8 protein-coding genes are annotated in these 24,821 nt (G+C 73.1%); 3 read left to right on the top strand and 5 right to left on the bottom strand.

Going from position 1 to position 24,821, the window contains the following annotated elements:
• Window positions 1-71: 71 nt before the first annotated feature.
• The 3 genes from AC5WAM_RS06565 to AC5WAM_RS06555 form a co-directional block, all read right to left on the bottom strand.
• A complete protein-coding gene (locus AC5WAM_RS06565; RefSeq protein ID WP_495521938.1) occupies window positions 72-2,246 on the bottom strand; it encodes an FUSC family protein in 2,175 nt (724 codons plus the stop codon).
• A gap of 110 nt (window positions 2,247-2,356) precedes the next feature.
• Window positions 2,357-2,986: a cysteine hydrolase family protein gene (locus AC5WAM_RS06560; RefSeq protein WP_495521937.1), complete on the bottom strand. Its 630-nt coding sequence runs from the start codon at window positions 2,984-2,986 to the stop codon at window positions 2,357-2,359.
• Window positions 2,987-3,139: 153 nt separating this feature from the next.
• A complete protein-coding gene (locus AC5WAM_RS06555) occupies window positions 3,140-3,325 on the bottom strand; it encodes a peptide deformylase (RefSeq protein WP_495521936.1) in 186 nt (61 codons plus the stop codon).
• Between the two features lie 112 nt (window positions 3,326-3,437).
• Here AC5WAM_RS06555 and AC5WAM_RS06550 point away from each other — a divergent pair, with 112 nt between their 5' ends.
• Window positions 3,438-4,133: a TetR/AcrR family transcriptional regulator gene (locus AC5WAM_RS06550; RefSeq protein ID WP_495521935.1), complete on the top strand. Its 696-nt coding sequence runs from the start codon at window positions 3,438-3,440 to the stop codon at window positions 4,131-4,133.
• A gap of 481 nt (window positions 4,134-4,614) precedes the next feature.
• Here AC5WAM_RS06550 and AC5WAM_RS06545 read toward each other — a convergent pair whose 3' ends face one another.
• A complete protein-coding gene (locus AC5WAM_RS06545) occupies window positions 4,615-5,292 on the bottom strand; it encodes a response regulator (RefSeq protein ID WP_495521934.1) in 678 nt (225 codons plus the stop codon).
• 11 nt (window positions 5,293-5,303) lie between these two features.
• On the bottom strand, window positions 5,304-6,524 hold the full coding sequence (locus AC5WAM_RS06540; protein WP_495521933.1) for a sensor histidine kinase: 1,221 nt from the start codon (window positions 6,522-6,524) through the stop codon (window positions 5,304-5,306).
• A 280-nt stretch (window positions 6,525-6,804) separates the two neighbouring features.
• On the opposite strand from AC5WAM_RS06540, the gene AC5WAM_RS06535 reads away from it, so the two are divergent.
• On the top strand, window positions 6,805-9,354 hold the full coding sequence (locus AC5WAM_RS06535) for an ABC transporter permease (protein ID WP_495521932.1): 2,550 nt from the start codon (window positions 6,805-6,807) through the stop codon (window positions 9,352-9,354).
• A 646-nt stretch (window positions 9,355-10,000) separates the two neighbouring features.
• Complete coding sequence (locus tag AC5WAM_RS06530) at window positions 10,001-24,727, top strand: non-ribosomal peptide synthetase (RefSeq protein ID WP_495521931.1); 14,727 nt, start codon at window positions 10,001-10,003, stop codon at window positions 24,725-24,727.
• Window positions 24,728-24,821 lie beyond the last annotated feature (94 nt).

The following is a 24,821-nucleotide window of genomic DNA, read 5'->3' as shown; positions in this document are numbered from 1 at the left end:
GCTCGGCAGCAACGCCACATCCCTTCACCGCCATCGAGGGCACACCAGGAGTGGCGGACGCTCGGCTGGTGTCAGGACTCGTCACGGACGGGCAGGTGAAGCGCGCGAGCCAGGCCCTGGATGCTCTCGTCGACACGTTGCAGGTGCCGCAGGACCCGGCGGGTCGTGTTGATGTGCTCGGCACGCGCCCCACCCTCGCTCGCTGCTGGCTGGGTGGGAAATCCGGGGCCGCGCACGAGCGTGGTGCTGTCCCCGCCGTGGATGGCTATCCGGCTGATGAGGGAAGCGAGGTTGCGGTCCATCCGGCGGCCTTCGTCCACGAGGCTCGGATCGGCGCCGACGCGGAGGCCAGATGGCACCAGTTCGGCGGTGGCAGCCAGACTACGGGCGTGGAAGGCCGCCGTCTCCAGCAGCCCCAGCACACAGAGCGCGGTGCGCCGCCGGGACCGTGCTGGGCTGAGCGGGGTGATCAGCGGCTGCGCCGCCAGACGCAGGCTCTCCAGGGCCGTATCCAGCGCGCGGGCCGAAGCGAGCAGGTCTCCGCCGGACTCTCCGCCCAACCGGGCCCATGACTGGGAGAGCACCGTGCGCAGCCGTTCCAGCGCGTCGCGCAGCAACTGGTCCGTGCGCTCCCCGGTGCGCACTGGCAACACGAGCAGAGCGGCGATCAGCCCGCACGCGATGCCCAGCGCGGTCTCTTCGATCCGCACGACCAGTACGTCCGGGGTGAGGGTGTGGAGCAGCGCGTACAGCATGCCGATCATCGTGGTGACGAAGAAGGACATCAGCGTGTAGGACACCGCGAGCGTGTAGTACATCCCGAACACGCTGAGGCCCGCCAGGGCGAAGGCCGGCCAGGGGGTGTCACCTATGAGGGCGGCCAGGGCGAGCCCGGCGGCGACACCCGCGACCGTGCCGATCAGGCGCCGGTATCCCCTGACCAGGATCTCGCCGGTGGAGGAGGTGCTGATGAACACCACCCAGCAGGTGAACACGGCCCAGTACCAGCGCTGCGGCGAGATCAGTTCACCGCCGATGACAGCCAGCGCCGATCCGGTCGCGACCTGGAGTGCGGTCCTGGTGGTGGGGCGGACGCGGGGACCCCGTCGCTGCGGTACGGGCTCCTTTGCCAGGCCGGAGTCCTCTGCCCTGGGCTCCTCGCGCGCCCGTGCCGTCTCCGGGGCGTCCCGAACCGCCGGGGTCGGCCCGCCGGTTGCCAGGTGCAGCCCGATCAGGGCGCGGGTGAAGTCCCCGGCAGAGCGGAAGACATCCTGCATCGCCGGGGACGCGTCGGGCAGTTGCTCGTCACCGCGGTAGCCGAGCAGCCGATCGCGCACCGCGGTGGGATCGGTGCCCGCCGACCGCTGCGGACCCGTGCCGATCGCTGCACGCAGCGCACGCAGTTCCGAGACCAGCACGGGCAGCGTCGCCGCATCAAGAGCGCTGATGGCGGATCCGGCGGGGCGTGCCCGGGCCCGGTGCCGGGACAGGGTGTCGACGTCCGCGCCGGGCCGCAGGGTCCGCAGCACGAGGACGGCCAGCCGTTCCACGGCCGTCTCCGCTTCCGCCACGCGGCGCTGGATCGAGGAGGCGGCGCGCGTGTCGTGCGTACCGGTGCCCAGGTGGTTCTGGATCATCAATGCGGCCGTGTGCAGGCGTGCGGTGGACCGGAGCAGGTCACGCACCGGCCGCTCGGCGTGCGGCGCCTGCGGTCCGCCCACGGCCACTTCGATCAGCGCGTCGAGCACCATCGCCAGATGCAGCCCGAAGGCCCGCCGCAGCCGTGCCAGCGTCTGCTCCGGCGGTGACGGCAGGACGGCGAACCGGACCAGCGCCGAGCTGCCGAAGGCCACGAGTACGGCCAGCGACAACTGCGGCAACTGTTCCACACGGGTCTCGACGAACTGCGTGACGAAGAAGAGCTGGAAGGCGAAAACACCCAGCGTGGTCGCGCGCGGTCCAAAGCGCCGGATGTAAATGGCGGTGAAGATCAGCAGTACGAACACCACGTCCGCCGCCACCCGGTACGGCGCCAGGGCGCTGCCGACCGCCACGACCGCCAGGGCGGTCGGCACCCCCGCCGCGAGCGTGAGCGCCTGGTCGCGTGCTCGGGATTCGGTGACCGCGGCCGTGCTGACCATCGCCGTGAGAGCGCCCGTCACCAGGATCGGGACCGGGGCATCGAGCGCCGCAAGGACGCCGAGCGTCAGCCCGAGCGCGCAGACCGTGCTGAGCGCGGACCGCATCCGCAGCAGTCCGGGATCGGACGCCAGGAACCGGCCGTAGGCGTCCGCCAACCGCGTTCGCTCCCGCTGCATGCTCCGCTGCTCTCCTCGCCGGATCGGTGATGAAGGTGTTACGCCTTCAGCTCGTCGAGCGCGGCCAGGAAGTCGCCGACGCCGGTCACGTTGTGGGAGACCATGGTCAGCCCGCGCATCATCGCCTGGTAGGTGACCAGGCCGCCGGGGGCGGCTATCGCGTCGGTGAACGCCGTGACGTGGTAGCCGCGCTCCATCGCGGTGCGGGCCGTCGACTCCACGGCCATGATCCCGGAGACTCCGGCGATCGCCAGGTAGTCGACGTTGCGCTGCCGCAGCTGGAACTCGAGGTCGGTGTGCTGCAGAACGTCGAGGCCCTTGTGCGGCGCGAGGATCACCTCACCCGGCTGCGGTGCCAGCTCCTCGTGGAACTCGGTGCTCCAGGTTTCGGCCTCGAACATCCGCTTGTCGAACATCTGCCGATGGATCCCGGAGACGTGCCTCCACGTCGCGTAGTCCTCGTCGGTGAAGGCAGTCGTCGAGTAGAAGACGGGGACATCCTTGTGCTGCCGCACCCCGGCGATGAGCTTCTTCAGGCTGTCGATCGTGCCCAGGCGTTCGTATTCCGGCGCGTAGATGGGATAGCCCTTGCCGTCCTTCGAGAAGTTCTCGTTGACGAGGTCAACGAGCAGCAGGCCCACTCGACCGCGTTCGTAGTCACTTGCCATGGTCGTCCTCCAGGTGGAAGTCGTCAGCGGTGGCCCCACAGGGGTCAATCGTTACAGTCAATGACTGTAACGTAATTGGCGCGTGAGTGCGAGCCCGCGTGTGAGTGCGAGCCCGGTCGGCCGCCCCGGCCGGACCGGCACCGCCGTCCGGCTTCACCGCCCCGAGCCTGCGGGAGCGCGCCGGATGGGGGTGAAGTGGTCGACGCAGAGGGCGCCGTTGATGTGGTCGACCTCGCGCTGGAAGCGGCGGGCGAGCCGGCCCTGACCCTCGAGGGTCAGGGCGTTGCCGTCCTCGCCCTTGCCGCGAGCGGGGTCCTTCTTGACGGCCGCATGGGTCAATGGTGAAGGGCCGGGCATCGTGGGTAACATTACAATTAATTAGCGTAACTTAACTTGGAGTGCCGCAGATCCCAGAGGCCCACTACTGTGAACCCGACAAGGAGGAACCGCTGTGAGCAGCAGGAACGAGACGGCCGTCAGCCGCACGCGCCGCCCGCGGGGCCGCGCGCAGGCGGACGAGGCGACGGCCGAGCAGCAGACCGCACCGCATCCCGGTGGCAGGCCCCGCGACCCCGCGATCGAGGAGGCGATCCTCAAGGCCACCCGCGCGCGCCTGGCCGCCGATGGCTACTCGCGCATGACGATCGGTGACATCGTTGCGGACGCGGGTGTCACCCGCCCCACCCTCTACCGCCGCTGGCCGGGCAAGTACGAACTCACCGTTGATGCCCTCCTCTACGGCCTGCGCACACAACGCGAGGCCTACCAGCCTCTCGCTCCGGACACCATGACGCCGCTCGAGGCGTTCACCGAGGCCGTCCGCCGGGTCGACCCCCGCTACAGCAATCCGCGCGCCATGTCCCTGCACGGCAACTTCATGGCGGAAGCCGAACGCGAACCCGATCTGTTCACCTTGATCCGCGAGCACGCCACCAAGCCGCGCTGTGACGAACTCCTGGAGACCCTGCGCCACCTCCAGGACATCGGGGCCGTCCGCCCGGACGCCGACCTCGACGCCGCCGTCACCCTCTGCCTCGGCAGCTACTTCGGTGACTACCTGCTCACCGGTCGGGACACCCCCGACGACCTCGCCGACCGAACCGTCGCCCTTCTGTGGCCCGTTCTGCGGGCGGACGGCAGCGCGTAGACGCCACCGGCCGCGTGAAGGCGGACAGGCCCGGGGGAGTGCCCAACGGCCCCCGGCCAGTGCGGTCTTGGCCACCTCCCGGGCGCCCTGCCCGCGTGCAGCCCGGACTGGGCGCCTGTGCCGGAACTCGGCTATCGGTGGCATGGAGCGGCGGGCAGCCGCCCGCCGGTCAGCGGGACCGGTTGGCGGCGATCGTCGCCTGACCCGTCCACCGGCGCAGCGACTCGAACATTTCATGATGGGAGTGACGGAGCGTGGGGTGCTGCATCCACGCGTCGATGACAGGCATCCGCTTCCCTCTCTGCTGGCACCTCTGGCCGTACTGCACCGAAGTCGGCTGAGCGAACGCTTACCGTGACCCTAGCCGGGGCGTACGGCCCCCAACCACCCCTGCTTCGCAGGCCAAAGGGGGGGCGGCGGGGCCTCAGCCGGACAGCCTCGCGCGCTTCCGGTTCTGCGGTGCCCCGCCCGGGCGGGAGCTTCAGGTCATGCCGTGTTGCCAGGCAAGGGCGGCGATTTCGACGCGGTTGCGGGCGCCGAGTTTGCGCTGGACGTTGCCGAGGTGCGTCTTCACGGTGGACAGGGTGACGTAGAGGGCCGCAGCGACTTCCTCGTTGGTCAGGCCTTTGGCGACCATGGCGACGACGTCCTGCTCGCGGGGAGTGAGCGGCTCGCTCAACGGGCTCAGGGGGGTTGCCGGTTGCTTTTGCTGCGGTGCGGGCGACGTGTGGGCCATGTGCTGGAGAAGGCGGACGGTGATGGAGGGCGAGATGAGGCAGTCGCCTGCGGCGGCTGCGCGGACGGCTTCGATGAGCAGGGCCGGTGAGCAGTCCTTGAGGACGAACCCGCACGCTCCGTTGTGCAGGGCGCTGTAGACGTATGCGTCGAGGTCGAACGTGGTGGCCATGACCACCTTGAGGGGCTGTTCGGCCTCCGGGCCGGCCAGGAGGCGGGCGGCTTCGAGGCCGTCCATGCCGGGCATGCGGATGTCGAGCAGGCAGACATCGGGGCGCAGCAGGCGGGCCTGGGCCACGGCTGCTGTTCCGTCCGCCGCTTCGCCGACGACTTCCATATCCGGCTGCGAGTCGAGGATCATCCGGTACGCGGCACGCACGGTGGCCTGGTCGTCGGCGAGGAGGATACGGATCATGGCGCCCATCGTGCCAGGCGTCAGGACGGGTGCCCGTGCCCGGTACGCGTCAGGGGGATGCGGGCGGCGACCTGCCAGCCGCCGACCGGCCCCGGTGCCGCCGTCAGATCACCGCCCAGGGCGTGGACGCGCTCGCGCAGCCCGACGAGGCCGAAGCCGGTCCGGCCCTGCTGCGAGGAGGTGTCGGCAGCGGCCGCGGGGGCGTTGTCGGTGACGCACACGGTGAGCAGGCCGGGTTCGGTGGCCGACTCGCGCACGTCGACGGCCACGCGGTCGGCGTGCGCGGCGTGCTTGCGGATGTTGGTCAGCGCCTCCCGGACGATGCCGTGGACGGCGGACGCTATGTGGTCCGCCGGAGGTGCCGCCACCAGCCGGGGATCGAGGGTGAGGCAGACGTCGGGGCCCGATGCGCGCAGGGAGTCGGCCAGGTCGTGCAGGCTGCGCAGGCCTTGGGGAGCGTGCAGGGGAGCTGAGCGGTCCGGCTGGCGCAGCAGGCCGACCATGGCCCGCATGGAGTCGGTGGCCTGGAGGGCGGCGTCCTCGATGTTCGCCAGCGCCTCGTCCAGGGCCTGGGGGGTGGGCGGGTGTCCGGCGGCCGTGGTGAAGCGCACGGCTTTGACCTGCGCGGTGATGGCGGTGACGTGGTGGCCGACGAAATCGTGCAGTTCGCGGGCGTACTCCAGGCGCTGGGCGTTCAGGCGGGCGTTCTTCTCCCGCTCGCGCGTGGCGTCGAGCAGACGCAGGTACAGGCCGAGGACGATCACCACGGGGGCGGCGAGCAAGAGGAACGGCACGCCGTACTTGGCAGCCCGGACATGCTCGGTACCGGGCAGGCGCAGCAGCACCAGCGGGGCGGCGAGCCAAGCGGCGGCGACGAGCGGGATCATCCGCCCCAGGGGTTTATGGCGCACCGCGCGGGTGACGATCAGCAGCAGCATGCCGATCTCCGCCATGCCGGGGGTGTGCTCCGGCCGGTACGGCAACTGGGCGGTGACCAGGGACAGGACCGCGGAGGCGGTGACCGCACTCCACCCCGTGCGCGTCAGGTGCTCGGGCGGCGCGAGCAGCGCGGCCAGGCACAGCAGGCCGACGACGATGGTGGCGACAGTCGTGGGCACGAAGCCGGTGTCCAGGGCCTCGGCGGTGATCGCTGCCAGGGCGAGTGTGGCGACGCCGATGACCAGGCCACGGCGGGCGGGGGCCCAGGAGGCGAGGACGGCGCGGGCCGGGATGGCGGTCATGGCGGCCCACCGTACGCCGACTCGCCGCTGGTCAGCCTCCTCCGTTTGACCGAGCGCCTGCACGGGCCGCCCGGCAGCCCTCGGTCATCTGGTCGATCCGCGCAGCCGGACAGCCTCGCAAGGATCGTCGGGGGCGGACGTGGACGAGCTGGAGCAGCCCATGGCCCCGTCCGTGCAAACCGGGTGAACGATCTCGACACCCGGCGGCCACGCTGACCCTCTTTCCCCGCTTCTCCGAGGCGACCGTCGAGGCCGCCGTTGTCACACCAGGACTCCGCTCATGCTTCGTACCGCGTGGCGCAACGTACGCGCCCACACCTCTTGCGTGGCGCTGACCGCGCTGGCCGTCACGGTGGGCGTCGCCTTCCTCACCGGGATCCTGCTGTTCACCGCCACGGTCTCCGACGCGCTCACCGGGGCCCACCGGCAGACGTTCGCCCACACCGATGTGGTGATCCGCCCCGATGACAGCAGTGCCGCCACGGCCTCCGGCAAGCGTTCTGCGTCCCTGTCCGAGGCCGATCTGCGGCGGGTCGAAGGCCTTCCCGGGGCGGGGCGCGTCCTTGCCGTCGCCTCCGGCTCCACGGCTCTCGGCTGCCCGGACGGCCGTTCGGCCGACCGCGGTGGCCCCACCCAGGGAAGCAATTACGGCGGGTCGGCCGGGAACGGCACCGTGGACCCGCGCTACCGCTTCACCCAGGGCCGTCCGCCCGCCCGAGGCGGTGAGATCGCCATCGATCAGGCCAGCGCCGCGCGGTGCGGCTACCAGCCAGGGGACACCGCCCGGATCTCGGTGGACGGGCCCGGTCTCACCGCCCGCGTCAGCGGCGTCTTCACCACCTGGGCCGAACCGGCCGTCACCGGGGGCGGCAGCCTGGTGCTGTTCGACACCGCGACGGCACAGCGGTACTTCACCGGACGCGGCCACTTCAGCGAGCTCCAGGTGACGGCCGCGCCCGGCGTGTCGGCCGAGCGGCTGCAGCAGGCCGTCGAGAAGACGCTCCCGGGCACACGCACGCTGACGGCGGCCCTCCTCGCCCATGACCAGGCGCTGGCCGGGGAGAGCGCGGTGGCGGGGCTGCGGGCCACGCTGCTGTCCTTCGCCGCCGTCGCGTTGTTCATCTCCTGCTTCCTGATCACGAACACCTTCAGCATGCTCGTCGCGCGACGGACCCGGGAGATCGGGCTGCTGCGGGCGGTCGGTGCCACCCGCCGCCAAGTCACCCGCCTGGTCCTGGCCGAGGCGTTCCTGGTCGCACTCGTCGCCTCCCTGGCGGGCGTCGCGGTCGGCATCGGTGTGGCCGAAGGCCTGCGGCCCCTCTCCAGCGGCCTGGGCAAGAGCGGTCCGTTGCCTTCCGGCGGGGCGCTGAGCCTGCCCGCGTACGCGCTGCTCCTTCCGCTGTTGGCCGGAGTGGTGACCACGCTGGTCGCTGCCTGGCTGCCCGCGCGGCGGGCGGCCCGGATCGCGCCGCTGGCGGCCCTGCGCACCGCCCACGTCCCGGCACACGAGCGCGCGAGCAGGCAGCGCGTGGCCATCGGCCTCCTCCTGGCCGGCGGCGGCGCGACCGCCCTGCTGGCCGGTACCCGAACCACCCGCCTCCAGGACGGCGCGCCAGTCCTGGCGCTGGGAGCCGTCCTCACGGCCGGAGGCCTCCTGGCTCTCCTGCCGACGCTGGTCCAACCGGCGCTCGCCCTGGCCCGCCCGCTCCTGGCCAGAAGCGGGGTCAGCGCACAGCTCGCGACGCGCAACAGCGCCCGCAGCCCGCGCCGCACCGCCGCCGCGGCCGCCTCCCTGGTCATCGGCGTCAGCCTCGTGAGCGCCCTCACCATGATCGCGGCAGGCGGCCTCGCCGCGGCCGACGCCCAGAGCGCGCACGTACTCAAGGCGGACTACGTCGTCTCCATGCGGGACCTCGGCCACCTGTCCCCCACGGTCGAACGACGCCTGGCCGCCAGCCCCGACGTCACCGCCGCCGCAGCGATGCGGGAGGCGGAACTGACCATCGACCAGACCCCGCAGAGCGCCCTGGCGCTGCCCGCCACCGCCATACCCGGCATGCTGCGCCTGCACCTCACCAGCGGATCGGCCGACACCTTCGGCGGCCGCAACGTCCTGGTGACCACAGACGACGCCCGCGCCCACGGGTGGCGGCCAGGGAGCCGACTGCCCACCAAGCTCCCCGGAAGGCAGCCCGTCCAGCTGACGGTGACGGGCGTGTACGAGCCCAACACCCTGTTGACCGGCATCCTCATCGACACCGCCACTCTGCCCGTCTCCACCGGCGCCGTCGAAAAGGTCTTCCTCACCACCCGCGACCATCCCGGCCCCGCACTGCGGCGCACCCTCACCCACACCCTCGGCGACAGCCCCGCCCTGCACATCGACAGCAGCGACGACCTGGCCCACGCAGCCGCAGACAGCACCAACCGCATGCTGAACCTCCTCTACGCCCTGCTCGCGCTGTCCCTCGCCGTGGCCTTCCTGGGGATCATCAACACCCTGGCCCTGTCCGTCGCCGAACGGCAGCGCGAGCTCGGCATGCTGCGGGCGATCGGTCTCACCCGGGCGGGAGTGCGCGGCATGATCCGCGCCGAATCCCTCGTCATCGCCGTGTTCGGCGGCGTGCTCGGCGCTGCCCTGGGCATCCTCCTGGGCCGGACCGCCGGCGAACTGATCGCACAGCACCTCCCCGGCTACCACCACAGCGTGCCAGCCCTACGCCTCGCAGTCCTGCTCGCCCTGGCCGCATGCGCGGGCCTGCTGGCCTCCCTGTGGCCGGCCCGCCGCGCCGCATGCACCCCCGTCCTCACAGCCATCGGGACCGAATAGCGCAGCAGCCAAAGGGGCCGCTGTCCGGCGGGCGCGGGACCGATGAGGCTCTATGTCTGACGTGACCGGAAGCCGCCCGGCCCGGCGCGCCCCGTGGCGCCGCCAGGAAGGGCAACGTCGTCACCCGGAGCTGACGCGCACACCGCACACTGCGCGGACACTTCGGTCCGTCTCCCGATGCGCACCTGACTCGGGAGACGGGCCGAGGCACGTGTGCGGATACCTGGCTGCGGGGACCGGCGACCCGAACTCCTGGGCGTTCGTCCATAGCGGAGACGTGTCAGAAGGGCCCCGGGGCATTTCGCTGTACTGTCGCCGGGACGCAACCCGTCCGCGCATATGGGAGTTGCCGGGGGAATCGAGCGGGAGCTGTACCCGTAGCGGTGGCTGAGCTAGGTTCTTCGCTACCTTCACGTGGCATCGACTTCCGCCCACCGTTCGGACGGGCGGGGAGTTCCGGAATGGGGGATTCGGATCCGGGGCTCATCCTGAGCGGCCCGGCCGCGGGGAACATGCGCTGAAGGTACGGGGGGTGGCCCCTCGCCTGTGCAATCCCGCAAAGGGATTTCGTGGGGGTGGGTCGAGCGGCATTGGTTCCTCTTTCCCTGTCTCGAACCCGTTGATGTCTTTCTTCTATTGACGTGCAGTGACGAGGGAGTTGGATGCGTTGCGGTCCTTCAGCGTTTCGGAAGCGCAGAAGAGCCTGTGGTTGGCTCAGAAAATCACGCCGGAGATGCCCATCATCCCGGCCTCTCGATGGCTCATCGAGGGGGAGGTCGACGGCGAGCTGCTGCGTACCGCGCTGCGGATCGTCTTCCGCGAGAACAGCGCGGCACGGGTGAACTTCCGGCAGCTGGACGACGAGCTGCGGCAAGTGGTCCGGGAGGACGACGACGCCTGGGCGCCCTTCTTCCACGACGTGAGCGATGACGACGATCCCGAGGCATCGGGCCGGGCCAGGGCCGACGCCATCGAGCGGGAGCCGTTCGACCTGGAGCACGACCTCCTGTTCCGGGCCGGGGTCATCCGCCTCTCCGCGTCGCGCCACCTGCTGATCCTCGCCGCTCACCACATCGTCGCCGACGGCTACACACTGGGTCAGCTCCTGCCGCTGCGGACGGCGGAGTGCTACCGGGCCCTGCGGCAGGGCACGGCGATACCGGAACGCCCGGAGAGCGGCCCGGAGGAGATCCACCTCGAAGACCTCCGCTATCGGAACTCCCCGCAATTCACCGAGGACGCCGCGTTCTGGCGGTCCTATCTCACGGACGCGCCCGACGCCCTGCGCATTCCGGGGGAACGGAGTTCGGAACGCCCCGGCGCGCTCCACCGCACCGTGGCGGTTCCCGCAGCGGAAGCGAGCGTGTGGTTCAAGGCCGCCGCTTCCGTCAACGTGCGCATGCCGGCCTTTCTGACCGCGGCGGCCACCGTCTTCTTCCGGCACCTCGGCGGCCGCCAGGACTTCACCTTCTCCATGACGGGTCTTGGCCGCACCGAAGCAGCGAGATCCTTCTACGGCTCTCAGGCGACCCTTCTGCCCGTGCGCGCGCACGCGCCGTTGTCGACGCGGTTCCACGACTTGGCGCACGCGCTCTCCGACGAACTGAAGCGCGTACGGGAGCATTCCACTCACCAGGTCTCCGATATCCGTCTCGGTGCCGGGGCGGCGCTCGAGAAGGAGTCGGTCGCCAGTCCTTTCGGCGCCACCCTGAACATTCTTCCCTTCGTCAGGCCGGTCGACTTCGACGGCGCCAGGGCGTCCCTGCAACCCGGCTCGTCCTGGGGAGCCATCGACGACCTGCACTTCGGCATCTACTACGACGGCCGCGCCAGGAGCGACCTGTACGTCCGCGTGGACGCCAGCAGCACCCTGTACGGCCCGGACGACGTGGACCGCCTCGCCGCCACCCTCGTCGCCTTCATCAGCGGCGTGGCGCGCGATCCGCAGGCCCCGATCGGCTCCGTCGACGTACTGGGGGCGCAGGAGCGCGAGCGGGTGCTCGGCGCGGTGAACGACACGGCTGTCGAGACGCCCGAGCTGACCGTCCCCGAGCTGGTGGCGCGGCGGGCCGCTACGGCTCCGGACGCGGTGGCGGTGGTCTTCGAGGACCAGCACCTCAGCTACGCCGAGCTGGAGGCCCGCGCCGACCGGCTCGCCCGGGAACTCATCGACCGCGGAGTGCGCCCCGAGACGCTCGTGGGCCTCGCGCTGCCCCGCTCGACCGACCTCGTCGCGGCCATGCTGGGCATCCTCAAGGCCGGTGGCGCCTACCTGCCGATCGACCCGAAGTACCCCAGCACACGCCTCGACCGGATCCTCGACGACGCCCGGCCCGCGCTCGTCCTCACCGACGCCGGGACCGCCGACGCCCTCTCCCTCGCGGGCACCCCGCGACTGCTGCTCGACGACGTCGACTTCGAGAGCCCGGGTCCGGACGTGCGGCCCGCTCGGACGCGTCCCGCGCAGGCCGCGTACGTGATGTACACCTCCGGCTCGACCGGCACGCCCAAGGGCGTGACCGTCACCCACCGCGAGGTCGTCAACGGCGTGCTGCGCCTGGCCGGGACCGTCGGCATCGACGCGAACACGCGCACCCTCGCCGCCACTTCGGTGAACTTCGACGTCTCCGTCTTCGAGACGATCACGACCCTGGCCGTGGGCGGCACCGTCGAGGTGGTGCCCGACATCCTGGCCGTCGCCGAGCACGGCGGCTGGCAGGGCGGCGTCATCAGCACCGTCCCCTCCGCGCTCGCGGCGCTCCTCGACCGATGCGGCGGGGACCTCCGGGCCGACGCCGTCGTGCTCGCGGGCGAGGCGCTCCCCGCCGCCCTCGTGCAGCGCGTGCGCGAGGCCGTTCCCGGCGTACGCGTGATCAACGCCTACGGCCAGACCGAGTCCTTCTACGCCACCGCCCACTCCGCCTCCGCCTCCACGTCGGCCTCCGTCGACGCGAGCCGGGGCGGCACCTCCAGCGCCCCGATCGGTACTCCCCTCGGGAACATGCGCGCCTACGTCCTGGGGCCGGGCCTGAGCCCCGTACCGCAGGGTGCGCCGGGCGAGCTGTATGTGGCGGGCCCTCTGGCGCGCGGCTACTTCGGGCGCCCGGGCCTGACGGCCGAGCGCTTCGTGCCCGACCCCTACGGGCCGCCCGGAGCCCGCATGTACCGCACGGGTGACCTCGCCCGGTGGAACACCGAAGGGCAGCTCGACTACCTCGGCCGTGCCGACACCCAGATCAAGATCCGCGGCATCCGCGTCGAACCCGGCGAGGTCGAGGCCGTCCTCGCCGCCCACCCGGGCGTCGCCCAGGCCGTCGTCACCGCCCCCGAGGCGCACGGCACACGGCAGTTGGTCGCCTACGTCGTACCGCTCGACGGCGACGGCGGGGCGGCCCTCGCGGAGCTGCGCGCCTTCACCGCCGAGCGGCTGCCCGCGTACATGGTGCCCGCGCGGTTCGTCGGCCTCGAACGCCTGCCGCTGACCCCCAACGGCAAGCTCGACCACAAGGCGCTTCCAGCCGTCGAAGCGAGCGGCCACACCGCCCGCCGGGCTCCGCGCACCCCGCAGGAGGAGGTGCTGACCGGCCTGTTCGCCGATGTCCTCGGCGCCGACGAGGTCGGCATCGACGACGACTTCTTCGACCTGGGCGGGCACTCCCTGCTGGCGATGCGGCTCGCGGGACGCATCCGCGCCGTGCTGGGCGCCGAGGTGGCGATCCGTGACGTGTTCGACTTCCCCACGGTGGCGCGCCTCGTCACCCGGGTGCGGGAGGGCGGGCGGGAGCGCACGGCGCTGCGCCGACGCGACGACCGCCCGGACCGGGTCCCGCTGTCGTACGGCCAGGAGCGCCTGTGGTTCATCGACCGCTTCGAGGGCCCTTCGGCGACGTACAACATCCCCATGAGCCTGCGGCTGCGCGGCGCGCTCGACACCGGTGCCCTGGCCGCGGCGGTGGCGGACGTGGTCGTGCGCCACGAGATCCTGCGCACGGTCTACGGACAGGACGCGAAGGGCGTGCCGTTCCAGCGGGTCCTGGACGCGGCGGAGGCCCGCACGCGCCTGGACGTCCCCGTCGAGGACACGGCCGCCGCCGACGTGGACGAAGCGGTGGCGCGGGCGGCCCAGTACCGGTTCGACCTGGCCGTGGACCTGCCGGTGCGGGTGCGGATCCTGCGCTGCGCGCCCGAGACGCACGTCCTGTCCCTGGTGGTCCACCACATCGCCGGGGACGGCCAGTCGTTCGCGCCGCTGTTCCGTGACGTCTCCACGGCCTACGCCGCACGGGTCAAGGGCGAGGAGCCCCACTGGCACGACCAGCCGTTGCAGTACGCCGACTACGCGCTGTGGCAGCGCGACGAACTGGGCGACCCCGACGACCCGGACGCTCTCCTGGCCCGCCAGGCCGGGTACTGGCAGCAGGAGCTGGACGGGGTGCCGCAGCCCCTCGCGCTGCCCGCCGACCGGCCCCGGCCCTCCCGCCCCAGCCACCGGGGCGACCGCGTCGAGTTCACCATCGACACCCACCTGCTCGGCGAGGCCGAGGCGCTGGCCCGCAGCCGAGGCGTCACGGTCTCGATGGTGATGCAGACGGCCCTCGCGGCACTGCTGCACCAACTGGGCGCCGGCCACGACATCCCGATCGGCTCACCGATCGCGGGCCGCACCGACGACGCCGCCGACGGCATGGTCGGGTTCTTCGCCAACACCTGGGTGCTCCGCGCGGACCTCTCCGGCAGCCCGTCCTTCGAGGACCTCCTCGCCCAGGTCCAGCGCAAGGCCCTGGCCGCCTACGACCACCAGGACGCGCCGTTCGAGCGCCTGGTGGACATCCTCAACCCCGAGCGCTCCACCGCCTACCACCCGCTCTTCCAAGTCATGCTCGGCTGGCAGAACACCGACCGCGCCGAACTCGACCTGCCGGGCATCGACCAGACCGAGGTGATCTGGGCCAGGACCGGCACGGCGCGCTTCGACCTGTACGTCCACCTCGTCCAGACCGACACGGAGCGGGGCTCCGAGGTCCGGGGCGCCATCGAGTACGCCACCGACCTGTTCGACGCCCCCACGGTGCGCCGCCTCACCGACGGGCTGGTGCGCGTCCTGCGCCACATGGTCGACGCGCCCGCGGCCCACGCGGCCACGACCGACCTCCTGGCACCGGAAGAGCGGCAGGCGGTCCTCGGCGCGGTGCACGACACGGCCGTCGAGACGCCCGAGCTGACCGTTCCGGAACTGGTGGCACGCCGTGCGGCAGCCGCTCCCGAAGCAGTGGCAGTGGTCTTCGAGGACCAGCACCTCACCTACGCCGAGCTGGAGGCCCGCGCCGACCGGCTCGCCCGTGAGCTCACCGACCGCGGCGTACGCCAGGAAACCGTCGTCGGCCTCGCGCTGCCCCGCACGGCCGACCTGGTCGTGGCCATGCTGGGCATCCTCAAGGCGGGCGGCGCCTACGTGCCGATCGACCCGCGGTTCCCCAGCTCCCGACTGGACTTCATCCTCGACGACGCCCGGCCCGCCCTCGTCCTCACCGAGCAGGGCACCGCCGACGTCCTGCCGGAGACCGGTGTCCCGCGCCTGTTGTTCGGGGACGTGGACTTCGCGAGCCCGGGTCCGGACGTGCGGCCCGCTCGGACGCGTCCCGCGCAGGCCGCGTACGTGATGTACACCTCCGGCTCGACGGGCACGCCCAAGGGCGTGGTCATCACGCACCGCGAGGTCGTCAACGGCGTCCTGGGCCTGGCCGACGTCATCGGCATCGACGCGGGCACCCGCACCCTCGCCGGTACTTCCGTCAACTTCGACGTCTCCGTCTTCGAGACGATCACGACCCTGGCCGTGGGCGGCACCGTCGAGGTGGTGCCCGACATCCTGGCCGTCGCCGAGCGCGGCGGCTGGCACGGCGGCCTCATCAGCGCCGTTCCCTCCGTCCTCGCCGCGTTCCTCGACCGGTGCGGTACGCACGTCCGCGCCGACGCCGTCGTCACGGGCGGCGAGGCGCTCCCGGCCGCCCTCGTGCGCCGCGTGCGCGAGGCCATCCCCGGTGTACGCGTCGTCAACGCCTACGGCCAGACCGAGTCCTTCTACGCCACCGCCCACCCCACCGCGACCGACGCGCCGGAAGCGGCGAACGCGCCGATCGGCAGGCCCCTGGGCAACATGCGCACCTACGTGCTCGGCCCCGGCCTGAGCCCCGTACCGCAGGGTGTGACAGGCGAGCTGTATGTGGCGGGCCCCTTGGCGCGCGGCTACTTCGGGCGCCCGGGCCTGACCGCTGAGCGCTTCGTGCCCGACCCTTACGGGTCGCCCGGAGCCCGCATGTACCGCACGGGTGACCTCGCCCGGTGGAACACCGAAGGGCAGCTCGACTACCTCGGCCGCGCCGACACCCAGATCAAGATCCGCGGCATCCGCATCGAACCCGGCGAGGTCGAGGCCGCCCTCGCCGCCCACCCGGGCGTCGCCCAGGCCGTCGTCACCGTCAGCAAGGACCGGGCCGGTGACCCGCGTCTGGTGGGCTACGTGGTGCCGGCCGACACCGGCACCGCCGACATCGGCGGCGTGGAAAGCCTCGGCGAGATGGACGTGGACCTGGCGGGCACGGTGTCCGCGCGCGAACTGCGCAGGTTCGCGGCCGCCAGACTGCCGGAATTCATGGTGCCGTCCGTGTTCGTCCTGCTCGACCGGTTCCCCCTGACCCCGACCGGCAAGGTCGACGCCAAGGCGTTGCCCGCGCCGGAGTTCGCCGCCGGTGCCTACCGCGCCCCGAGCACCCCCGTCCAGGAGATCCTGGCCGCCGCGTACGCGGAGGTGCTCGGCCGGGAACGGATCGGCGTCGACGACGACTTCTTCGCCGTCGGCGGCGACAGCATCCGCTCGATCCAGGTCGTCTCCCGCGCCAAGGCGCGGGGCGTCGAGGTCACACCGCGGCAGATCTTCGAATGCCGCACCGTGGCCGCCCTGGCCGAGGCGGCCGACCACGGGCAGGGAACGTCCGCCCTCGAAGAGCTCGACGGCGGCGGCGTGGGCTTCATGCCCCTCCTTCCGGCGGGCCGCCATCTGCTGGAACTCGGCGGCGGACACGACCGGTTCGCCATGGCGTCGACGGTGGACCTGCCCGTCGGCATCGACGAGGCAGGCCTGGTCGCGACCGTCGCCGCGGTCCTCGACCGGCACGACGTCCTGCGCTCGACCCTGGTGCCCGGCGACGAGGCGGGCATCGAGGTGGCCGCGCCCGGCACGGTCGACGCGGCCGCCCTCATCCACCGCGTGCCCTGCGACGGCGTGTGGGACGAGACCTGGCACGCCCGCGCGCGCAGCGAAGCGGACGCCGCCGCCGGACGGCTGGCCCCGACGGCCGGTACGATGGTCCAGCTCGTGTGGTTCGACGCGGGCCCGCACACCGCGGGCCGCCTCACCCTCGTCCTCCAGCACCTGGTCGTCGACGGCGTCTCCTGGCGCATCCTGCTCCCGGACCTGGCCGCCGCCTGGCGCGAGGTCCGCGACGGCCGCACCCCGAGCCTCCCCGAGGTCGCCACCTCGGTGCGCCGGTGGGCGCACGCCCTGACCGAAGAGGCGGCCGCGCCCTGGCGCACCGGCGAACTCGCCCTGTGGCGCCGGATCCTCGCCGATCCCGACCCCGCCCTGGGGCCGCGCCCCTTCGACCCGGCCGTCGACGTCACGGCCACGGTCCGGCACGTGCACCTGGACCTGCCCACGCCCCTCACCCGGGCGCTGCTCACCACCCTGCCGACCGCGTTCCGCAGCGGCGTCAACGACGGCCTGCTCACCGCCCTCGCCCTGGCCGTGGCCCGGTGGCGCGCACGGCGCGGCACCGGCGAGGCCTCGCTCCTGCTGAGCCTCGAAGGCCACGGCCGTGAGGAGGAGGCCGTCCCCGGCGCCGACCTGTCCCGCACCGTGGGCTGGTTCACCAGCATGTTCCCGGTCCGCCTCGACGTGCGCGGCATCGACCTGGACGAGGCCTTCGCGGGCGGCGCCGCCGCCGGCGACGCCGTCAAGGCCGTCAAGGAACAGCTCGCGGCGATCCCGGACAAGGGCATCGGCTACGGCCTGCTCCGCCACCTCAACCCCGACACCGCCGAGGTCCTGCGGCGTTACCCCACCGGGCAGATCTCCTTCAACTACCTGGGCCACCTCACCGCGGCCGCCAACATGCCCGACGAGCTCCACGGCCTGGGCTTCACCACCAGCCCGGGCACCACGGGCCTCATCCCGGAGCCGGACGCGGACCTGCCCGCCTTCGCCGCCCTGGAGATCAACGCCTACGTCAGCGACACGCCCCAAGGCCCCCGCCTCAAGGCCCGCCTCGGCTTCCCCGAACACCTGCTCTCCCACGACGACGTCGCGGAGCTCACCGACCTGTGGCACCGGGCCCTCGCAGCCCTCGCCGAACACAGCGCCCGCCCCGAGGCAGGCGGGCTCACCCCGTCCGACACCACCCTCGTCGACATCGACCAGAACGAACTCGACACGTGGGAACGGCGCTACCGCGGGCTCGCGGACGTGTGGCCGCTGACCCCGATGCAGTCCGGACTGCTCTTCCACAGCCTGCTCACCGGCACCTCGTCCTTCGACGCCTACCACATGCAGCTGACCTTCCACCTGTCCGGAGCGGTCGACCCCGAGCGCATGCGCGCCGCAGGACAGGCCCTGCTCGACCGCCACCCGAACCTCGGCGTGGCCTTCGCCCAGAACGAGGCGGGGGAGTGGCGCCAACTCGTCCCCCGAGACGTGCCGTTGCCCTGGCGGCTCGTCGACCTGAGCGCGCTGGACGCGCCGCGGCGCGACGAGGAGCTGAAGCGCTTCCTGGCCGCCGACCACGCCGCGCACTTCGACCCGGCCGTGCCCCCGCTGCTGCGCCTCACCCTGGTCAAGCTGGAGGCGGAGCGCTGGGAACTGGTCCTGACCGCCCATCACGTACTGTTCGACGGCTGGTCGATGCCGCTCCTGATGCAGGAGCTGCCGCGTCTGTACGCCGCGGCGGGCGACGGCACGGCCCTGCCTCCCGCGCGCGGCTACCGCGACTTCCTGACCTGGCTCGCGGGCCAGGACCAGCAGGCGGCCGCCCGCGCCTGGGCCGAGGAACTCGCCGGGCTCCGGGAACCCACCCTGCTGGCGCCCGACGCGCCCGCGGACGGCCACAGCGCGGGCATCGGAATGATCGAAGTGCCCTTGTCCCCGCAGACGGCACGTGCCCTCGCCCGGGCGGCGACCGAGTCGGGCGTCACGGTCAGCACCGTGTTGCAGGGCGCCTGGGCGGTGCTCCTCGCGGGCCTGACGGGACGCCGGGACGCGGTGTTCGGCACCTCCGTCTCCGGCCGCCCGCCCGAGCTCTCCGGCGCCGACTCGATGGTGGGCCTGTTCATCAACACCCTGCCCGTGTACGTCGACTGCGCCCCCGGGCGGACCCTGCGCGAGGTCCTCACCGCACTGCACCGGCGGCAGGGCGTCCTGCTCGACCACCAGCACCACGGCCTCCTCGACATCCAGCAGTCGCTCGGCCTCAGCACCCTCTTCGACACCATGGTGGTCCTGGAGTCGTACCCCGTCGACGCCGCGGGCATCACCGAGGCGACCTCGGCCGCCGGGGTGCGGATCACCGGGCTCAGCCCGCTCAGCGGGACCCACTACCCGATGATGGTCGTCGCCCTCGCCGAACCCCACCTGAAGGTGGGCCTCCAGTACCAGCACCACCTCTTCGAGCGCGACCGGGCGAGCGACATCGCCACCGCGTACGCGGCGGTGCTCAGCCGCCTCGCCACCGACCCCGACACCCCGGTCGGCGCCGTCGACGTCCTCGCGGGAACGGCCCGGGACCGGCCCCTGACCACCTGGAACGACACCGCGACGGCGCTGCCCGACCGCACCCTGGACGAGCTGCTCGCCGAGCGGGCCACCACGTCACCGGAGGCCGTCGCGGTGGCCTTCGGCGCACGGCGGCTGACCTACGCGGAGCTGGAGACCCGCGCCAACCGGCTCGCGCACGTCCTCGCCGCACGCGGGGTGGGACGGGACGCGCCGGTCGGCCTCGCGCTGCCGCCCTCGGAACACCTGGTCGTCGCCGTGCTCGCGATCCTGAAGGCCGGCGGCGCCTGCGTGCCGCTCGACCCGGACCACCCGGCGGAGCAGCGCGCCTCCGCGCTGCGCGGCACCGGCCCCGTCCTCGTGCTCACCGACGCGGCAGGCGCGGCCGGACTCCCGCGGGACGTCTGTCCGTTCCTCGTCCTCGACGAGCCCGCCGCGGCGGCTGAGGTCGCGCGGGCCGCCGACCGGGCACCGAGCCGGCGACGACACCCGGACCAGCTCGCCGCCGTGCTGTGGACGTCCGGCCCCACCGGCACGCCCGAGGCCGTCGGCACCACCCACCGCGCCCTCGTGAGCCGCGCCCTGGACCGCCGTGACGACGGCGGCGCCCACGAGCGGGTCCTGTCGGCCCCGGGGCAGGACCCCACCGCCTTTGCCTACGAGCTGTGGATCCCGCTGCTGCGGGGCGGCACCGTCGTCGTCGCCCCGCCCGGCCGCCCGGACCCCGCCGCGCTCGCCGGCCTCGTCGCGGCGCACCGCCTGACGGCGGTGTTCCTCACGGCGGCGCAGTTCTCCACGCTGGCCGAGAGCGCGCCGGAGAGCCTCGCGGGCCTGCGCGCGGTCCGCACCGGCGGCGCCGCGGTGCAGGCCGCCGCCGTGGCACGCGTCCTCGCCGCCTGCCCGGACCTCCGGATCGTCAACGGCTACGGACCCACCGAGGCCACCGCCTTCGCCACCGCCCACGCCGTCACGGGCGCCACGGGCGTGCCCGACCCGCTGCCGATCGGGCAGCCGACGGACAACACCCGCGCCTATGTCCTGGACGCGGCCCTGCGGCCCGTGCTGCCCGGAGTGCCCGGCGAGCTGTACCTGGCGGGCACGGGCCTGGCCCGCGGCTACCTCGGCCGCCCGGCCCCGACCGCCGGGCACTTCGTCGCCGACCCGTTCGGACCGGCCGGTACGCGCATGTACCGCACCGGGGACATCGCCCGCTGGACCGCCGATGGTCAGCTCGACCACCTCGGCCGCGCCCGCGCCCGCGCCCGCGCCCGGGCCGAGCGCCGCGGCGCCCGCGTCGCACCCGGAGCGGCCGGGACCTCCCGTTCCGGCGGCGCCCCGGCAGCCCCCGGACGGGACCCGCGCACCCCGCAGGAAGAGCTGCTCTGCGGCCTGTTCGCCGAGGTGCTCGGCCTGGACCGGGTCACCGTCGACGACGACTTCTTCGACCTGGGAGGCCACTCCCTGCTCGCCACCCGCCTCGCGGGCCGGGTGCGTTCGGTCCTCGGCGTGGAGGTGCCGCTGCGCGTCCTGTTCGCCGCGCCCACGGTCGCCGAACTCGCCGGGCACCTGCCCGAGGGAGCCCGTGCCCGGCCCGCGCTGCGGCGCGCCGCCCGGCGCCCGGAGACGGTTCCGCTGTCCTTCGCGCAGCGACGGCTCTGGTTCCTGGACAAGTTCGAGGAGGACAAGACCACGTACCACGCGCCGTTCCCGCTGCGCCTGACCGGCACGGTGGACGTGGCCGCCCTCGCCGCGGCCCTGCGCGACGTGGTGGTGCGCCACGAGAGCCTGCGCACCGTGTTCCCCGAGGACGCCGCGGGCGAGCCCCGCCAGCACGTCCTGGACGCCGGGCCGCTCACCATCGACCTGCCCGTCGTCGACGTCACGCCGCAGGGCCTGGACGAGGCCCTGGCCGCGACGGTCGCGCGGCCCTTCGACCTGGCCGCCGAGATCCCGCTCCGCGCCACGCTCCTGCGCCTGGCCGAGCAGGACCACGTCCTGCTGCTGATGGCCCATCACATCGCCGCCGACGGAGAGTCGTTCGCGCCGCTCGTGCGGGACCTGTCCGCCGCCTACACCGCGCGGCTTCGCGGCGAGCCGCCGCGCTGGCGGGAACTTCCCGTCCAGTACGTCGACTACACCCTGTGGCAGCACGAGCTGCTCGGCTCCGAGAACGACCCCGACAGCCTCCTCGCCGCCCAGACCGACTACTGGAAGGAGGAGCTGGAAGGCCTCCAGCAGCCCCTCCAGCTGCCCACCGACCGCCCGCGGCCCCGCGTCGCGAGCCACCGGGGCGACGTGGTGGAGTTCACGCTCGACCCGCGCACGGCGGCCGCCGTGGAGGAGCTGGCCCGCAGCCGCTCCGCCACCGCGTCCATGGTGCTCCAGTCCGCGCTCGCCGTGCTCCTGCACGCGCACGGCGCCGGTGACGACATCGCCATCGGTTCCCCCATCGCCAACCGCACCGACGACAACCTCACCGAGCTCATCGGCTTCTTCGTCAACACCTGGGTCCTGCGTGCCAGGATGGCGGGCAACCCCGCCTTCCTGGACCTGCTCGACCAGGTCCGCGCCTCGTCACTGGGCGCGTACGACCACCAGGACGTGCCGTTCGAACGACTGGTGGACGTCGTCAGCGCCGAGCGGTCCACGGCCTACGCGCCGCTGACCCAGGCGGTGCTCGCCTGGCAGAACTTCGCCCGCGAGGACTTCGCGCTGCCCGGTCTGCGGGTGGGCCTGGAGCCGCTGCGCGGCCGCACCGCCAAGTTCGACCTGTTCTTCAACCTGGCGGCGCTGCCGGGACAGGGCATCGTCGGCCACCTCGAATACGCCACGGACCTCTTCGACCGCAGCACGGCCGAGCGCCTCGCCGACCGCTTCGTGCGGGTCGTGGAACAGCTCGTGGCCGACCCCGCGCAGCGCATCGGCGCGGTGGACGTCCTGGCGGAAGAGGAAAGGCGGCACCTGCGGGACTGGTCCCGCGCGGGCGGCCCCGGCGCCCCCGTCCCCGACCTGACGGTGCACCAGGTCTTCGAGGCGACGGCGGCCGCCCACCCCGGCCGGCCCGCCGTCACCGCGGACGCGGTCACGCTCGACTACGCGGCGCTCAACGCGGCCGCCAACCGCCTCGCCCGCCTGCTGCGCCGGCACGGCGCCCGCCCCGGCACGATGCTGGCCGTCGCGCTGCCCCGCTCCACCGACCTGGTCGTCACGATCCTCGCGATCCTGAAGACCGGAGCCGCGTACGTGCCGGTCGACCCGGGCCACCCGGCCGACCGCATCGCGTACACGCTCGGCGACGCCCGTCCCGAACTCGTCGTCACCGACGCCGCGTTCGCCGACCGGCTGCTGGACGGGCCGCGCCTGGTCCTCGGCACGCCCGACACCGCCGCGGCCCTCGCCGCGCTGCCCGCCCACGACCTGGACGCGGGCGAGCGCGGCGCCCAACGCCCCGACGACGCGGCCTACGTCATCTACACCTCGGGCTCCACGGGCCGGCCCAAGGGCGTCCTGGTCACCCACCGCAACGTGCTCAGCCTGATGACCCGCACGCGGGACCTGTTCGCCTTCGGCGCCGACGACGTGTGGACGATGTTCCACTCGCCCGCCTTCGACTTCTCGGTGTGGGAGCTGTGGGGGCCGCTGTTGCACGGCGGCCGCCTCGTGACCGTCCCGTACGAGGTCGGCCGGTCGCCGGAGGACTTCCTCGCGCTGCTCGTACGCGAGCGGGTGACCGTCCTCAACCAGACCCCGTCGGCCTTCTACCAGCTGATCCGCGCGGACCGCGAGAACCCCGAAACGGGCCGCCGCCTCGCGCTGCGCACCGTCGTGTTCGGCGGTGAGGCACTGGACCTGCCACGCCTCACCGAGTGGTACGAGCGGCACGCCGCCGACGCCCCGCGCCTGGTGAACATGTACGGCATCACGGAGACCACCGTGCACGTCACCCACGGCCCCCTCGGCCCGGACCTGGTGCGCGACGCGACGGGCTCCGCGATCGGCGTCGGCCTGCCCGGCCTCGACGTGCGCCTCCTCGACGGCGCGCTGCGGCCCGTGCCCGCCGGAGTCGTGGGCGAGATGTACGTGGGCGGGGACCAGGTCGCGCGCGGATACCTCAACCGCCCGGACCTGACGGCGGCGCGGTTCGTCGCCGACCCGTCCGGGCCGCCGGGCAGCCGCCTGTACCGCTCCGGCGACCTGGCCCGGTGGACGCCGCGGGGGCAGCTGGAGTACGCCGGACGCTCGGACGACCAGATCAAACTCCGGGGCTTCCGGATCGAGCCCGGCGAGGTCGAGGCGGCGCTGCTCGCGCGCGCCGACGTCGCCGACGCCCGGGTCGTCGTCCGGGTCGACACCGCAGGGGACAAGGCCCTCACGGCCTACGCGGTCCCGGCGGGGCCCGAGGGACTGCCCGAGCCCGCCGTGCTCCGCGCCGAACTGCGTGCCGTCCTGCCCGACTACATGGTTCCCGCGGCCTTCGTGGCGCTCGACGCGATCCCGCTGACCGGCAACGGCAAACTCGACCGCGCGGCCCTGCCCGCGCCCGGGCGCACCGCGTCGGGCCCCGCGGCCGCGCGGCCCAGCGGCGCCCTGGAGCTCCACGTCGTCCGTGCCTGGGGGCAGGTCCTGGACAGGGACCCGGACGGCGTCGGCGTCGACGACGACTTCTTCGACGCCGGGGGAGACTCGTTCAAGGCGGTGACCCTGGCCCGCGCCATCGGCCGCGGACTGCCCGTGGTGGAGGTCTTCAAGAACCCCACCCCACGGCAACTGGCCGCACGCCTCGCCTCGCTGGAGGCGACGCGGGGCACGCCCGCACTGCTGCACCGGCTGACCCCGGGGCGCGCCGCCGACAGCGCCCCCGGACACACCGTGGTCTGCATCCCCTACGGCGGCGGCAACGCCACCGCCTACCAGCCCCTCGCCGGGCACCTCCCCGCCCACGTCGACCTGTGGGCCGCCGAGCTGCCGGGGCACGACCCGGTGCGCCCCGACGAGCGCCTTGAGCCCTGGGCCGAGACCGCCGAGAGGGTCGCGAAGGAGATCACGGAGCGGGTCCCCGGCGAGTTCACGCTGTACGGGCACTGCGCCGGCACGTTCTTCGCCGTCCTCGTCGCCCGCCTCCTGGAGGACCGGGGCGCCGCCCCGTCGCGGATCGTCCTGGGCGCCGCCTACCCGCAGGACGCGCCGAGCGACGACCAGCTCACCGAGCGGACCGGCGACGAGGAGCTCTTCTCCGGCCTGAGTGCCATCGGCGGCTTCTCCGGCGCCCTGGACGACGGAGACCGGCGCCGCGTTCTGGCCGTCGTCCGCCACGACATGCTGGAGGGCTCCCGGTTCCACCGCGAGGCCGCCGACGGCTGGGAGCGGCTGCGCACCCCGGTGCGCGTGGTGATCGGCGGCGCCGACCCGCTCACCGACGGCTACGCGACCGGCTACCGGGCCTGGGAGCACTACGCCCACGACGTGTCCCTCGACGTGATCGAGGGCGGCGGGCACTACTTCGTCAAGGACCGCGCGCAGGAGGTGTCCCGCCTGGTCGTCGACGAGTGACACGTCGGCCGCCGGGGCGCCCGCGCCCCGGCGGCCGAGCTCGGCCCCTCCGAGGCGACCCGGTGCGTACGCCGGAGGGAGCCGATGCCCGCAT

It is taken from the genome of Streptomyces sp. JLYT201 (assembly GCF_059448825.1).
The sequence above is the reverse complement of the archived record's forward strand: the minus strand, read 5'-3'. Positions and strand labels throughout refer to the sequence as shown.